Raw genomic sequence first — 14,088 nt, 5'->3', positions numbered from 1 at the left:
GGACCGTAACTGGTCCCGGGCCACCCCTCTGTCGTGCCCCCGTGGCGGCCTCCGTCGTGACAAGCCGCACACCCGTTTCCGGGCCTACGACCAGGAATAGTGGTGAAGCGGGTGATTCAGGCAGGACCTTCGGAAAGGTCCGTCTCGGGACCTTGGTCCTGAGGCCCCGGAACAGGGTTCCGTCCTGGCGCAGTACGGGGTGCACCCCCTTCTGACGTGCGGCTAAACGGTATTGAATCCGGATATTTCGGATCGTACGGAACGGGTGTCTCGGGTCGTCAAGGGGTCGAGTTGCCGGTGTGGCGGCTACGACGACATGTCGTAGATGGGTGGTTTGGGGTGTGATGGGCGGTCGGGTTACCAAGGGATGGCAAGCCAGCCCCCGGTGCTCTGAGCGCCGGGTCCATTGATGCCCGGAGGTTTCTCAATGTCGCAGCGCACCACGCCCCGCCAGTCCACGCTCCGTACCCGTGCCGCCATCCTGGCCGCCGGACTCGGAGTGACGACGGCGCTCGGAGCGGGGGTCGCGTTCGCCGCGAACAGCAGCGGCGACGACGGTGCCACCCGCACGTCGGCCGCGACGGCCGTCGACAAGCAGTCCAGCCACGCCGAGAAGAAGAGCGTCACCAAGCCCGCCGAGAAGGCGAAGGCCAAGAAGTCGCCCACCTGGGGCAAGCCGGTCTCCAAGTACGAGCTGAGCGCCTCGTTCGGCATCGGTGGCGGCCGCTGGGCCCACAAGCACTCGGGCCAGGACTTCGCCGTCCCGGTCGGCACGAACGTGAAGGCCGCGCACGACGGCGTCGTCGTGAAGGCCGGACCCAACGGCGCCGGCGACGGCCCCGCGTACGGCAACGCGATAGTCATCAAGCACGGCACGAAGAACGCGAAGTACTCGCAGTACGCGCACCTGTCTAAGGTGAAGGTGAACATCGGCCAGAAGGTCGACAAGGGCGAGAGCATCGCGCTCTCCGGCAACACCGGCAATTCGAGCGGCCCGCACCTGCACTTCGAGATCCGTACGACCCCGAACTACGGCAGCGCGATCAACCCGCTGACCTTCCTGCGCTCGGCCGACGTCACTGTGTGACGCCGCCGTGCGCCTGCACCAGCAGATCGATGGCGACCTCAAGGATGGCTTCACGCTTCTCCTCGGGGTCGCCTTCGACGTCCCTGAGGGCGAGCATGCCGGCGTGCATGGTGAAGATCGCGGTGAAGCAGCGCACATGATCGGACATCGAGGCGTCGGGCTGCTTCAGCAGTTCCATCAGCCGCAGCATGCGGCTCTTGAAGGTCTCTCCCACGCTCAGGTCGCGCATCGTCGCCTGGTTCTCCTGGATGAAGCGGAACAGGGGCGCGGCGGCGCCGAGCGCCTCGCTGTAGCGCCGTAGGATCTCCTTCTTCACGTCCAGGGTCGCGGGCTGTGTCTCACCCCAGGTGATCAGGTCGTCGATCGGCCGGGCCAGATCCTCGAAGAGGCTGACCACGATGTCTTCCTTGGTCTTGAAGTGGTAGTAGAGCGCGGCCTTGGTCACATCCAGATGCTCGGCGATCTCACGCAGCGAGGTCTTCTCGTAGCCCTGCTCGGCGAAGAGTCCCAGCGCTACGTCCTGGATGCGCTGACGGGTGTCGCCCCGACGCGGCTGCGCTGTGCTGCCCATGAATGCTCTCCCGAAAATTACTTACTTGACGACCGGCAAGTGACAGGTCTACTTTCCCCAGTGTACTTAGCTTGCCGGTCGGCAAGTAAGTGGTGAGGTGCATCCAGAAGCACGGAACAGACCAGGAATCAGGGGAGTGGGGGCCATGTCGCTCGACGCGGTGGGGTCGGAACAGAAGAAGGCTGAGCCACAGCCGCGCAGCGTGAGAGTGGTACTGCTCGCGCTCATGATCGCGATGCTGCTCGCCATGCTGGACAACATGATCGTCGGCACAGCGATGCCGACGATCGTCGGCGAGCTGGGTGGTCTGGAGCACCTGTCCTGGGTGGTCACCGCCTACACCCTCGCCACCGCGGCCTCGACCCCGATCTGGGGGAAGATCGGCGACATGTACGGGCGGAAGAACATCTTCCTGCTCTCCATCGTCATCTTCCTCATCGGCTCCGCGCTCAGCGGCATGGCCCAGGACATGGGCCAGCTCATCGGCTTCCGCGCCATCCAGGGCCTGGGCGCCGGCGGACTCATGGTCGGTGTCATGGCGATCATCGGTGACCTCATCCCGCCCCGTGAGCGCGGCAAGTACCAGGGCATGATGGCCGGCGTGATGGCCCTCGCCATGATCGGCGGACCGCTGGTGGGCGGCACCATCACCGACCACCTCGGCTGGCGCTGGAGCTTCTACATCAACCTGCCGCTCGGCGCCGTCGCCCTCGCGATGATCGTGACCGTGCTGCACCTGCCCGCGGTGAAGCGGACGAAGCAGAAGGTCGACTATCTCGGCGCCGCCCTGCTGACGGTCGGCATCACCTCGATCGTGCTGGTCACCACCTGGGGCGGTACGGAGTACGCCTGGAGCTCCTCGGTGATCATGGAGCTGATCGCCATCGGCGTGGTCACCCTCGGCTCGTTCGTCTACGTGCAGACCAAGGCGCCCGAGCCGATCATGCCGCTGCACATCTTCCGAAACCGCAACTTCAGCCTGATGCAGGTGATCGGCTTCCTGACCGGCTTCGTGATGTTCGGAGCCGTCCTCTTCCTGCCGCTCTACCAGCAGTCCGTGCAGGGTGCATCGGCGACCAACTCCGGGCTGCTCCTGCTGCCGATGCTGCTGTCGATGATGGTCGTCTCGCTGTTCGCGGGCCGGATCACCACCAGCACCGGCAAGTACAAGATCTTCCCGATCGCGGGCGGCGCCCTGATGGTCGCCGGGCTCTTCCTGCTCGCGCAGATGGACACCGAGACCTCGCGGCTCACCTCCGGCATCTACATGGCCGTCCTCGGCGCCGGCATGGGCTTCCTGATGCAGATCACCATGCTGGTGGCGCAGAACAGCGCCGAGCCGGAGGACATGGGCGTCGCCTCGTCCTCGACCACCCTCTTCCGTACGCTCGGCAGCTCCTTCGGCGTCGCGATCATGGGCGCGCTGTTCACCAGCAAGGTGCAGGAGGAGATGGCGGCGCGCGGTGGTGACGCGGTGACGCAGCAGTCCGCGCAGCTCGACGCGGCGAGCCTGGCCAAGCTGCCGGACGCGGCGCGTGAGGCGTACCAGATCGCGGTGTCGTCCGGTACGCATGTGGCCTTCCTGCTGGCCGGTTCGGTCGCGGTGATCGGCTTCCTCGCGGCGTTCTTCGTCAAGGAGGTCCCGCTGCGGGGCGCGGGCCCCCAGAAGCCGGGCGAGCCCGGCGAGGGCGCGGCGGCGTCCGAGGGGGGCAAGGTCCCACAGTCGGCTTAGGCCCTTGGGAGCCGGTCCGTTCATCGGACCGCACGGGCGCGCTGTGGACGGCGGGGGGCCGTTGTCAGCGGGGCGTGCCAGCATCGAAGACGTGGACAGCAAAGAAGCAGGTCAGCCGCCGCAGGTGCCCCTCACGCACCTGCGGCAGCTGCGTCTGGCCAAGGACGCCATGGACCGCGACTGGGCGGAGCCGCTCGACCTGGACGCGGTCGCCGCCCACGCCGGGTATTCGCGGTATCACTTCGTGCGTGCTTTCAAGGCGGTGTACGGGCAGGCGCCCTGCCGCTATCTCTCCCGCAGACGCATAGAACGCGCGGAGGAACTGCTGCGCTCGGCCAATCTCACCGTCACCGAGATCTGCGTCCTCGTGGGCTTCAGCAGTCTCGGCACCTTCTCCAAGCGCTTCAAGGAGCAGACCGGCAGCAGTCCGAGCGCGTATCGCGCGAAGCACGCGGGGCGCGGGGCCGCGCTCATACCGGGGTGTTACGCGCTGCTCTGGGCCGGTGGCTTCCCGCCCAGGGGCGCCGGTGCGGGCGCGACGCCCGCGCTGGACCGGCCCGGTGAGGACAGCAATTCTGGAGAAGCCCGCTGATGGTCGCGGTGCCTACGGTGGATACAGAAGCACCGGGTCGGTGGGCGGCCCGCGTACGGCACATCTCTCCGAGGAGCGCGTCATGATCAAGGGTCTTGCCATCTCAACCGTCTGGGTGCTCGACCAGGACCGGGCCAAGGAGTTCTACGTCGACAAGCTCGGCCTTGAGGTCCGTACGGACATGACCCTGGGGGAGGGAGGGATGCGCTGGCTGACGGTCGGGGCCAAGGACCAGCCGGACGTGGTGCTGACCCTGATGCTCCCGGGCGGGCACGCGATGGACGAGGAGTCCGCCGCCGCGCTCAAGACGCTCATCGGCAAGGGCATGCTCGGCGCGGGGGTGCTGGCCACGGACGATGTCCACGGGGACTACGAGAAGCTGAAGGCGCGGGGCGTGGAGTTTCTCCAGGAGCCACAGGAGCGTCCCTACGGCACCGAGGCGATATTCCGGGACGACTCGGGGAACTGGTTCTCGTTCACCCAGGCCAAGGAGGGTGACCTCGACCTGGAGAAGGAGTGGGCGTAGCCCTCCGAGACCAGGGGTGCCGACCGGCGTGCGACCGGGCCGTGCCTTTCCGGTCCGCCACTTATTCCGGGAGTTTGATCATCGGGAAGCTGCCGGTCGTCGTCGGGGCGTGTTCGGGGAGCCAGAGGACCGCGATCGCGCCGCCCGTCTCGTCCGGGGCGGGCGTCAGACTCTCCGGTGCGGCGTTCCGGAAGGTCAGCCGAGCCCCGAGGACGCGTGCCTGACCGGCGGCGATGGTCAGACCGAGACCGTGGCCATGGCCCGCGCGGTCGCTCGCGCCCGTACGGAAGCGGCTCGGCCCCTCGCGGAGCAGCGCGTCGGGGAAGCCGGGGCCGTGGTCGCGTACGCGCACCACGCGGCCCTCGACGGTCACCTCGACCGGGGTGCCGCCGTGCTTGGCCGCGTTGGCCAGGAGATTGCCGAGAATGCGCTCCAGCCGGCGCGGATCGGTGTTCACCCAGGACTCGTGGACGACATGGATCCGCACATCAGGATCGAGCAGAGCCACCCGCCTGCTGACGAACTCGCCGAGTGCCACCTCCTGGAGTTCGGCGCGCTCCGAGGCGCTGTCGAGCCTGGCGACTTCGAGCACGTCCTCGACCAGCGTCCGCATCGCCTGCGCGCGGTCCCTGACCAGCTCCGTCGGGCGGCCGGGGGGCAATAGCTCGGCAGCCGTGAGCAGGCCCGTCACCGGCGTGCGGAGCTCGTGCGCGATGTCGGCGGTGACCCGGCGCTCGGCCTCGATGCGTTCGTGCAGGGCGTCGGTCAGGGCGTCGACCGCGCGGGCCAGCTCGTCGGTCTCGTCCCGTACGACTCCGCCGACCGCCTCACGTACCCGCACGTCCGTATTGCCCTGGGCGACCTTGCTCGCGGCATCCGCCGCCTTGCGCAGCCGGCGCGAGAGCTGGCCGCCGATCAGCACCCCCAGCGCACAGCCGCCCACGACCACGCAGACCGAACCGATCAGCAGGGCCCTGTCGAGATCCTTCATGATCGTCACGGAGCGGTCGGCGAACTTGCTGTGCAGGGAGAGCACGCCGTTCTCCAGCGGTATCGCCGCCCAGACGTCCGGCGTGCCGTCCGCCGAGTCATGGACGTAAGTGGCCCGCCTGCCCTGCTGCGCCTTCTCCCGCAGGTCGTCGGGGAGCGCGGGGTCGTTCAGCTTCGTACCGAACTTCAGCTCATGGGTCGATTCGTACATACGCTGCGCGAAGAGCAGCCGTTCCAGCTGCACCTCACGCGCGTTGTCGAGCATCGAGACCTGCGCCGCGTTGTGCACGACAAGGCTCAGCGCCATCGCGGTGAGCGCGCCGACCGCCGCGATCGCGATGCTGATCTTCCACCGGACACCGGTGCGCAGGGCGAGCCGTTTCATGCCTTGAGCTTGTAGCCGAAGCCGCGGACCGTCTCGATCCTGTCCTGTCCGATCTTCGTACGCAGCCGCTGCACATGGACGTCCACCACGCGTGTGTCACCGCCCCAGCCGTAGTCCCAGACGCGTTCGAGCAGCTTGTCACGGGAGAGGACGGTGCCCGGCGCGGCCGAGAACTCGATCAGCAGCCGCATCTCCGTCGGGGTCAGCGCGACCGGCTCGCCCCCTTTGCGTACCTCCATGCCCTCCGTGTCGATCTCCAGATCGCCGAAGGACCGGGCGCCGCCCTCATCCGGCTGCTCCTGCCCGCCGTGCTCCCCGGCGGGTCCGCCCGCGTGCCCGAAGCGGCGCAGCACAGCACGGATACGGGCGACCAGCACCGCGCCGTCGAAGGGCTTGGTCACGTAGTCGTCGGCCCCCGCCTCCAGGCCCAGCACCACGTCGATCGAGTCGGCGCGCGCCGACAGCATGATCACGGGCACCGTCGACTCGTCCCTGATCCGGCGGCACAGACTCACCCCGTCCAGGCCGGGCACCATCACATCGAGCAGCGCGATGTCCGGCCGGTCGGCCCGGAAGGCCTCCAGCCCCGAGAGGCCGTCCGGCATGGCCGTCACCACGAAGCCGTCGCGCTCCAGCGCGAGTTGGGTGGCCTCGCGGATGACGTCGTCGTCCTCGACGAAAAGGACATGGGTCTCCACCATCCGACAGCTCTCAGCTCTCTCAGTCGTCGTTGTCGCTGGTCGTGGGGGGTGCGGGAGCGACCGCCGGGCCGTTGCCGACCGCTCGGCTGTAGTTGTTGCGCACCCGGTAGCGCTCGGCGAACCGCGTATCGGCCCAGGTGTAGGTCACGACGTCCTCGCCGGACGGGTACGAGACCGGGTCGCCCTTCGCGTACACCTGGCGGGTGAGCACCAGCTCACCACGGTCGATCGTGGCGTAGACGGCGGGTTCCTCGGCGACGAAGACGTTCTCGTAGCGCCGGTCGGACTCACGGTAGACGTACGTTCCGAGCCCCACGGCGTCGTCGCAGGTCATCACGTTGATCACCACATCGGGTGCGGTGCCGCCGGTCAGATTCCCGTACGAGGTGTCCACCGGGTACGCGTCCCTGGCGCACGGCTTGAGGTCGGCCTTGACCTGTCCGCTCACCTTGGGGTCCCGCCGCAGCAGCGCCACCGGGTCGATGTTCTGGGCGGGCACGGCGGAAGGCTCCGAGGTCGGCGTCGCGAAGGGCTCGGCGGTGGCGACGGACGCGGCGCCCTCGTCCCTGGTGCCGGACGCGCTCGTGGAGCAGCCGATGACGAACAGGCCGAAGCCTATGAGCGCCGCCAGCGCCACACCGCCGGTGGCGGTCGTCGCTGTCACCGTCACCGTCTTCGGGAACAGGCCCGGCGGAGACACGTCGTCGGCCGCGGGGTCGGCTGCGGGGTCGTTCGCGCGCCGCTCGTCTGCGCGCCGGTCGTTCGCCGCACGGCGGGTCGTTCTCGGGGCAGGTGTGCTCTCTCCGTCGCGCCTCAGGCCGCGCACCGCTCCTGCCCCCGTCCGTCGCGACGATAACCGGCACGCTGCGGAGCGCGGGCGCGCGGCGTGCGGCGTTCGGGCCCCCGGATCCCCGGCGTCGTCCGGCGCTCCGCGTCGCGGCGCTCCAGCTCCCGGGCCTCCAGCTCCTCGCGGAGTCTGGCGAGCGCCCGGTGCAGCGTGCTCTTCACGGTACCGGTAGACATTCCGAGCGCCGCCGCCGTCTCCTCCGTACTCATCTGCTCCCAGTGCCGCAGCACCACCACGCTGCGCTGCTTCGGCGCCAGGACCCCGAGGATGTCGATGAGCAGGGCGCGGTCGGCGCGCTGTTCGGCGCCGTCCTCGACGCAGGGCTCGGGCAACTGCTCGGTCGGCACCTCTTCGAGCCTGCGCGCCCGCCACCACTCCGTACGCGTATTGATCATGACGCGGCGCAGATAGGCGTCGGCGAGTGACTTGTCGGCGATGCCGTCCCAGCGGCCGAACGTACGGGCCAGGGCGGTCTGGAGCAGGTCCTGGGCGTCGACAGGGTCGGGGACCAGCCGCCGGGCACTGCGCAGCAGTGCCTCCTGCCGGGTGCGTACGTACTCCTCGAATGCGAGCACCTCGCCGTGCGACATGAAAACCGCCTCCCACCCCGTGAACTGCACCGTGTACCGCGCTGCCGTGTTCTTCACTGACGTTCCAGAAGTTACGGAGGGGTTGTCACGAGGCCGTGCGCGCCAGCCGTCGGCGGGCGCACGGACATCCATCGGTTGTGTAACGGCGGGGATGGAAGGGGCGAACGGCGGCACAGACGAACGGCCGGCCCGGAGGGGCCGGCCGAGGCGGCGGGATGGGGTGGCGGGATGGGAAGTGCCAGGTCGGTCGCGCGGTGGTACGAGGACCGGACGGCCCAGACGGCGCGGTCAGGCCGGTCAGGTCAAGCCGAGACAGGTGAGGCCAGTCAGGTCAGCGGCAGCCGGTACAGATCGTCCGCCATCGGTTCGACCAGCCCGTCGGCCACCAGCCCGTCCAGTGCCCTGGCCCGCTGCACCGGTTCCTCCCACACGGCGTCGAGCACCGCGAGCGGCACCGGCGCCACCGCCTCGCGCAGCACGGCGAGCAGCTTCCCGCGCACCTGCCGGTCCGTGCCCGCGTACGTCTGCCCGCGCCGGGCCGGACCCTGGTGCACCGGTTTGCCGGCCAGCCGCCAGGCGCACTGCGAGGCGATCGGGCACCGTGCGCAGTCCTCGTTCTTCGAGGTGCACACGAGCGCGCCGAGTTCCATGGAGGCGGCGGCCCAGCGGGCGGCCGTCGACTCGTCGGCGGGCAGCAGCGCGCGGGCCAGTTTGCGTTCGGCGGCGGTCGTCGCGTTCGGCGGGTACTGGATTCCGGCGGCGGCGCGCGCGAAGACGCGTCGTACGTTCGTGTCGAGGACGGCGTGCCGCTGTCCGTACGCGAACGAGGCCACAGCCGCGGCCGTGTACTCGCCGATCCCGGGCAGCGCGAGCAACTGGCTGTGCTCGCGCGGTACGTCGCCGCCGAACCGCTCCGTTATCGCCACGGCCGCCCCGTGCAGCCGGAGCGCCCGGCGCGGATAGCCGAGTCTGCCCCAGGCGCGTACCGCTTCGCCGGGAGCGTCGGCGGCCAGGTCGGCGGGGCGTGGCCAGCGCGCGAGCCACTGTTCGTACACCGGGAGCACCCGGGCGACCGGGGTCTGCTGGAGCATGAACTCGCTGACCATCACACCCCAGGCGCCCGTTTCGGGTCGGCGCCAGGGCAGGTCGCGGGCGTGCGCGTCGAACCACGCGATGACGGGGTCGTGAAGGGCGGCCGGGGCGATGGCCGGCGCCGTGGTCGCGGAAGTCGCTGGAGTCGCAGTCATGACAGGACCGATCCTGGCACGTTCGGTCCTGGGGGCCGTGCAGCCGCCCGGTGTGCGCCGGGCGTTGAGGGGTGGTGACGGGGGCGCGAAGGGGGCGCGTCAGGAGCCGTACGGTACCGGCCGACCGGGGGTGAACCGTGTGTGGACGGCGTATGAACCGGGTGTGCTCAGAAGCGCGAACGGGGCTGTTCGCTCTGTCGGCCGAGCGCGCCTGAGTTCTCGCCCGCCCCGCTTACGGCCCGGTCCCCCGCGCCGGGTTCCGGGAGCGGGCCGCGACCGCCGGTGACCTCTCCACCGGCCTGCTCCGTGAGCCGAGGGACGCGCGGTCCCGGTCCCGCGAACCAGACCACCAGCCCCGTACGGCTCGTCCGCATCGTCTCGATCAGCACCCGCGCCGGCCGCGTCAGCGCGAGGACCACGAGCGTCGCGACCAGCCCGCCGAGCAGCAGCCCCACCGCCACGTCGTGCGGATAGTGCACACCGACGAAGACCCGCGAGAAGGCGGCGAACAGCGCCAGCGGGAGCGTCAGGAACGCGATCCTCCGCCAGGCGATGGCGAGCGCGACCGCCGAGGCGGCGGCGATCGTCGAGTGGTTGCTGGGGAAGGACCAGTCGCCGACCGGCGGGCAGGTCGCCAGCGACGTGGCCGCGCCCGCGACCGCGCGGCACGGCCGCTCCTCCTGGATGGCGCTCTTGGCCAGTTCGCTGCTCACGTACGCGAGGGCGGTCGCGAGCGGCCCAACTACCGCCCTGGCCATGGCCCGTGAGTCTCCGGTTCGCGTACGCCACCAGCCGGCGAGGAACAGAACTCCCAGGATCACGATCACGGCCTCCGTCCCGATCTCGACGAAGTGCCGTACCCAGGACGGCGATTGATGGGCGAGATCGGTAATGTCGCGGTAAAGGCCGCTGGTGACGGAGGGGTCCATGGTCACGGACCGTACCCTTCGACCTACCGCTCGCGCATCTCGCATCGGCAGCCGAACCCCTGACGAAAGGGGTAAGTGGGGCCTCTCGGGCGTCCGTTGCATGATGATGATCCGTAAAACTTGCGAGACCAGCGCCATGTGGGGCGGGAGTTGGCCAAGAACTCTCGTAGAGTTGCGCCGTGGGATCTATGCGCAATCCGGTCGGGCCGCTTCCCTCCTCCATCTACTGGCGACGGAGGGCACTAGCGGCGACTCTGGTCGCGCTGCTCGCGTTGCTCGTCGTATGGGTCGTCACCTCCGGTGGTGACGGCGGCGGAAAGAAGCGCGACGACAGTGCGAACGGCGAGGCTCCCCCTCCCTCGATCACCCCTGGACCGTCCGGATCCGGACCCGCGATAAGTGAACAGCCGGGCGGGCGCGACGAGTCGGGCGACACCGGCGGAAGCGACGACCCCGGCAGCGGTGGTACGGACGCGGGCTCGGGCGCCGACGGCGGCGCCGGTGGCGACAACGGCGGTGCTGGTACGGGCGGTTCGGGCGGCGCCGCGGGAAGCGGCGGCGATGCGGTCAGCGGCGGCAGTGGTGGTGACGGTGCGGGCGGCAGCACCACCGGCGAGCAGGTGCCGGTCGGATCGAGTCTCCCCAACTGCGCCCCGAGCGCGCTGACTCTGAGGCTGGAGAGCCGCAAGGTCGCCTACGAGCCGGGCGAGAAGCCGTCGTTCAGGCTCGTGGCCACCAACGGTTCGGGCAAGGACTGCAAGGCGGACCTCGGGCCCAGGTCCGTGGTGCTGAGCGTCACGGACTCGGAGAGCGACGAGATCTGGTCCTCCAAGGACTGCCCCAAGATCGGCCAGTTGCTGCTGAAGGTGCCCGCGGGCGGGACGGTCACCCGGACCGTCGTCTGGGACCTCACGCGGAGCGTCCCGCAGTGCGCCACACCGCCGCCCGGCAAGGCCGGGCCCGGCACCTACCTGGTCGAGGCGGCGGCGTCCGGCGCCACCGTCAAGCAGGGCCAGACCTCCATCAGGTTGGACAAGGACTGAGTGGACCGGGCCGGCCGCCCGCCTTCGTACGTACGCAGGTGTACGGAGGCGTGAGCGGATGCGGGTGTACGGAGGCGTACGCGGGCCGTCGCCCGTACGTCAGACGTACCGCTCCAGGATGGACGACTCCGCCAGCCGCGACAGGCCCTCGCGCACGCTGCGCGCCCGCGCCTCGCCCACCCCGTCCACCGTCTGGAGATCGTCCACACTCGCCGCCAGCAGCTTCTGCAGCCCGCCGAAGTGCTCGACCAGCCGCTCGATGATCGCGCCCGGCAGCCGCGGCACCTTGGCCAGCAGCCGGTACCCGCGCGGCGAGACCGCCGAGTCGAGCGTCTCGGGCGATCCGCTGTAGCCCAACGCCCGTGCGACGACGGGCAGTTCCAGCAGCTCGGTGTGGGAGAGCGAGTCCAGCTCGGTCATCGCCTCGGCGACCGTACGGGACCGCTTCGCGGTCGGCTCGGGCACATAGTCCCGTACGACGAGCTCACGCTCGGGCTCGACGCCCGCGATCAACTCGTCCAGCTGGAGGGCGAGAAGCCGCCCGTCGGTGCCCAGCTCGACCACGTACTCCGCGATCTCCGTGGCGATCCTGCGCACCATCTCCAAGCGCTGCGAGACCGCCGACACGTCCCGGACCGTCACCAGGTCCTCGATCTCCAGCGCGGAGAGCGTGCCGGCGACCTCGTCCAGCCGGAGTTTGTACCGCTCCAGGGTCGCGAGCGCCTGATTGGCACGCGACAGGATCGCGGCCGACTCCTCAAGAACCCGCCGCTCCCCGTCCACGTACAGCGCGATCAGCCGCATCGACTGCGACACCGAGATGACGGGGAACCCGCACTGCTTGGAGACCCGGTCCGCCGTGCGGTGGCGGGTGCCGGTCTCCTCGGTCGGGATGGAGGCGTCGGGGACGAGCTGGACACCGGCCCGCAGAATTTTGGTGATGTCTTTGTCGAGGATGAGCGCGCCGTCGAGCTTGCACAGCTCACGGAGCCTCGTCGCGGTGAATTCCACGTCCAGCACGAAGCCGCCCGTGCACATCGCCTCGACGGTCTTGTCCATGCCCAGGACGATGAGACCGCCGGTGTTCCCCCGGAGGATCCGCTCCAGGCCGTCACGCAGCGCCATGCCGGGCGCCACGGCGCTCAGTGAGGCGCGCATCAGCGCTTCGGTGCCGGATCCACCGGAGCCACCACCGGACTTTCCGGGTGCTGCTGCCCGGTCGTTGGCTGCCACTGCACTCCTCCGGCTCGTACGGATGGGCGAGACCAGGGCAAAGTCTACCGGCGGTCCTTGCCGTCCCGTGGGGCGTCCGGGCGACCCCGGCGCGGAAGCACGCTGAGAGCCGCCCCCATGTCGGCCACTTCTGTGACCTTCATACCGGCCGGCACCTTCCCGGGATCGGTCGGGACGAGGGCGTGTGTGAAGCCGAGCCGGTGCGCCTCGGCCAGTCTGCGCTGGACGCCCGTCACCCTTCTGACCTCGCCCGCGAGGCCCACCTCGCCGATCGCGACGAGGTTCTTCGGCAGCGGGGTGTCGCTCGCCGCCGATGCCAGGGCAAGGGCGACCGCCAGGTCCGCGGCCGGCTCCGAGAGCTTCACACCGCCGACCGTCGCGCTGTAGATGTCGCGCTTGCCGAGCGCGCTGATCCGGCCGCGCTGCTCCAGAACGGCCAGCATCATCGAGACGCGGGAGGTCTCCAGGCCCGAGGTGGTGCGCCGGGGGGACGGGATCTGGGAGTCGACCGTCAGCGCCTGCACCTCGGCCACGAGCGGGCGGCGGCCTTCGAGGGTGACCGTGAGGCAGGTGCCGGGGACCGGCTCGTCACGGCGGGTGAGGAAGAGGCCGGAGGGATCGGCGAGACCCGTGATGCCTTCGTCGTGCAGTTCGAAGCAGCCGACCTCGTCCGTCGTCCCGTACCGGTTCTTGACGCCCCGCACGAGCCGCAGCCGAGCGTGCCGGTCCCCTTCGAAGGAGAGCACGACGTCCACCAGGTGCTCCAGCAGGCGGGGACCCGCGATCGCGCCGTCCTTGGTGACATGGCCGACGAGCAGGGTGGACATGCCCCGCTCCTTGGAGACCCGGATGAGCGCGCCCGCCACCTCCCGGACCTGGGCCATGCCGCCGGGCGCCCCGTCGATCTCGGGCGATGCCACCGTCTGTACGGAGTCGAGGATGAGCAGCGACGGCTTGACCGCGTCGAGATGCCCGAGGACGGCGGAGAGATCGGTCTCGGCGGCGAGATAGAGATGGTCGTCGATGGCCTTGATGCGGTCCGCGCGCAGCCGCACCTGGCTCGCCGACTCCTCGCCGGTGACATAGAGCGTGCGGTGCTCGGAGCCGGCCGCCTTCGCCGCGACGTCCAGGAGCAGCGTGGACTTGCCGACGCCCGGCTCACCGGCCACCAGCACGACGGCTCCCGGCACAAGACCGCCGCCGAGGACGCGGTCCAGCTCGTCCACGCCCGTCGAGCGTGCCGTGGCCGTCCGGCCGTCGACCTGGCCGATCGGGAGGGCCGGGGTGCTGACCCGTCCCGCCGCCGTCGTCCGTACGGCGGGCGCGCCGAACTCCTCGACCGTGCCCCAGGCCTGGCATTCGGGGCAGCGGCCGAGCCACTTGACGGTCGTCCAGCCGCAGTCGGTGCAGCGGTAGGACGGCCGGTCCTTGGCGGATTTGGTACGGGCGACAGCCATGGCGCCACCGTATAGGCGACCACTGACAACCCTTGCCGCGGAGGTCACTTCAGCCGTCGGCGGTGCACGGGCCGGGACCCATTGGCGCAGAAGATACGGGTATGGCGGATGTTTCATCCGTACGGATTAAAAGTAGGCAAGCGTCGGGAAGGTCGTGC

14 protein-coding genes are annotated in these 14,088 nt (G+C 69.8%); 5 read left to right on the top strand and 9 right to left on the bottom strand.

Annotated features, from left to right (window positions below; translation table 11 throughout):
- The first annotated feature begins 427 nt into the window (after positions 1-427).
- Positions 428-1,087 (top strand): M23 family metallopeptidase, encoded by a 660-nt coding sequence (locus tag ACFWV8_RS31005; protein WP_384211462.1) that lies wholly within the window; start codon positions 428-430, stop codon positions 1,085-1,087.
- On the opposite strand, the gene ACFWV8_RS31000 is transcribed toward ACFWV8_RS31005, so the two are convergent.
- Positions 1,077-1,658, bottom strand: a complete 582-nt coding sequence (locus ACFWV8_RS31000) for a TetR/AcrR family transcriptional regulator (RefSeq protein WP_384211459.1) — start codon at positions 1,656-1,658, stop codon at positions 1,077-1,079. The genes ACFWV8_RS31005 and ACFWV8_RS31000 overlap by 11 nt on opposite strands.
- A gap of 145 nt (positions 1,659-1,803) precedes the next feature.
- On the opposite strand from ACFWV8_RS31000, the gene ACFWV8_RS30995 reads away from it, so the two are divergent.
- From ACFWV8_RS30995 to ACFWV8_RS30985, 3 genes are all read left to right on the top strand, one after another.
- The gene (locus ACFWV8_RS30995; RefSeq protein WP_384211456.1) at positions 1,804-3,390 is read left to right on the top strand and encodes an MDR family MFS transporter; all 1,587 of its coding nucleotides are present in this window, start codon (positions 1,804-1,806) and stop codon (positions 3,388-3,390) included.
- A 169-nt stretch (positions 3,391-3,559) separates the two neighbouring features.
- Entirely contained in the window at positions 3,560-3,982 is a 423-nt protein-coding gene (locus ACFWV8_RS30990; RefSeq protein ID WP_384211513.1) for a helix-turn-helix transcriptional regulator, read from the top strand.
- Positions 3,983-4,064: 82 nt separating this feature from the next.
- Positions 4,065-4,508: a VOC family protein gene (locus tag ACFWV8_RS30985; protein WP_329383607.1), complete on the top strand. Its 444-nt coding sequence runs from the start codon at positions 4,065-4,067 to the stop codon at positions 4,506-4,508.
- A gap of 61 nt (positions 4,509-4,569) precedes the next feature.
- Here ACFWV8_RS30985 and cseC read toward each other — a convergent pair whose 3' ends face one another.
- From cseC to ACFWV8_RS30955, 6 genes are all read right to left on the bottom strand, one after another.
- The gene (gene cseC, locus ACFWV8_RS30980; RefSeq protein WP_384211452.1) at positions 4,570-5,883 is read right to left on the bottom strand and encodes a two-component system sensor histidine kinase CseC; all 1,314 of its coding nucleotides are present in this window, start codon (positions 5,881-5,883) and stop codon (positions 4,570-4,572) included.
- Positions 5,880-6,584: a two-component system response regulator CseB gene (gene cseB, locus ACFWV8_RS30975; protein WP_329383602.1), complete on the bottom strand. Its 705-nt coding sequence runs from the start codon at positions 6,582-6,584 to the stop codon at positions 5,880-5,882. The genes cseC and cseB overlap by 4 nt, the downstream gene beginning before the upstream one ends.
- Before the next feature lie 19 nt (positions 6,585-6,603).
- Positions 6,604-7,269 carry a hypothetical protein gene (locus ACFWV8_RS30970; RefSeq protein WP_384211510.1) on the bottom strand — a complete coding sequence of 222 codons (666 nt, stop codon included), beginning with the start codon at positions 7,267-7,269 and terminating at the stop codon, positions 6,604-6,606.
- A gap of 128 nt (positions 7,270-7,397) precedes the next feature.
- Complete coding sequence (locus ACFWV8_RS30965; protein WP_384211508.1) at positions 7,398-8,021, bottom strand: SigE family RNA polymerase sigma factor; 624 nt, start codon at positions 8,019-8,021, stop codon at positions 7,398-7,400.
- A 326-nt stretch (positions 8,022-8,347) separates the two neighbouring features.
- Complete coding sequence (locus ACFWV8_RS30960; protein WP_384211448.1) at positions 8,348-9,268, bottom strand: A/G-specific adenine glycosylase; 921 nt, start codon at positions 9,266-9,268, stop codon at positions 8,348-8,350.
- 167 nt (positions 9,269-9,435) lie between these two features.
- The gene (locus tag ACFWV8_RS30955) at positions 9,436-10,197 is read right to left on the bottom strand and encodes a phosphatase PAP2 family protein (RefSeq protein ID WP_384211505.1); all 762 of its coding nucleotides are present in this window, start codon (positions 10,195-10,197) and stop codon (positions 9,436-9,438) included.
- Between the two features lie 179 nt (positions 10,198-10,376).
- Here ACFWV8_RS30955 and ACFWV8_RS30950 point away from each other — a divergent pair, with 179 nt between their 5' ends.
- The gene (locus ACFWV8_RS30950) at positions 10,377-11,240 is read left to right on the top strand and encodes a hypothetical protein (protein WP_384211445.1); all 864 of its coding nucleotides are present in this window, start codon (positions 10,377-10,379) and stop codon (positions 11,238-11,240) included.
- A 99-nt stretch (positions 11,241-11,339) separates the two neighbouring features.
- Here ACFWV8_RS30950 and disA read toward each other — a convergent pair whose 3' ends face one another.
- Together disA and radA are read right to left on the bottom strand one after the other, a co-directional pair.
- Positions 11,340-12,473 carry a DNA integrity scanning diadenylate cyclase DisA gene (disA, locus tag ACFWV8_RS30945; RefSeq protein ID WP_384211442.1) on the bottom strand — a complete coding sequence of 378 codons (1,134 nt, stop codon included), beginning with the start codon at positions 12,471-12,473 and terminating at the stop codon, positions 11,340-11,342.
- A 44-nt stretch (positions 12,474-12,517) separates the two neighbouring features.
- A complete protein-coding gene (gene radA, locus ACFWV8_RS30940; protein ID WP_384211440.1) occupies positions 12,518-13,930 on the bottom strand; it encodes a DNA repair protein RadA in 1,413 nt (470 codons plus the stop codon).
- Between the last annotated feature and the right edge of the window lie 158 nt (positions 13,931-14,088).

It is taken from the genome of Streptomyces sp. NPDC058665, assembly GCF_042714995.1.
GTDB lineage: Bacteria > Actinomycetota > Actinomycetes > Streptomycetales > Streptomycetaceae > Streptomyces.
This window is presented reverse-complemented; position numbering and strand designations above follow the sequence as displayed.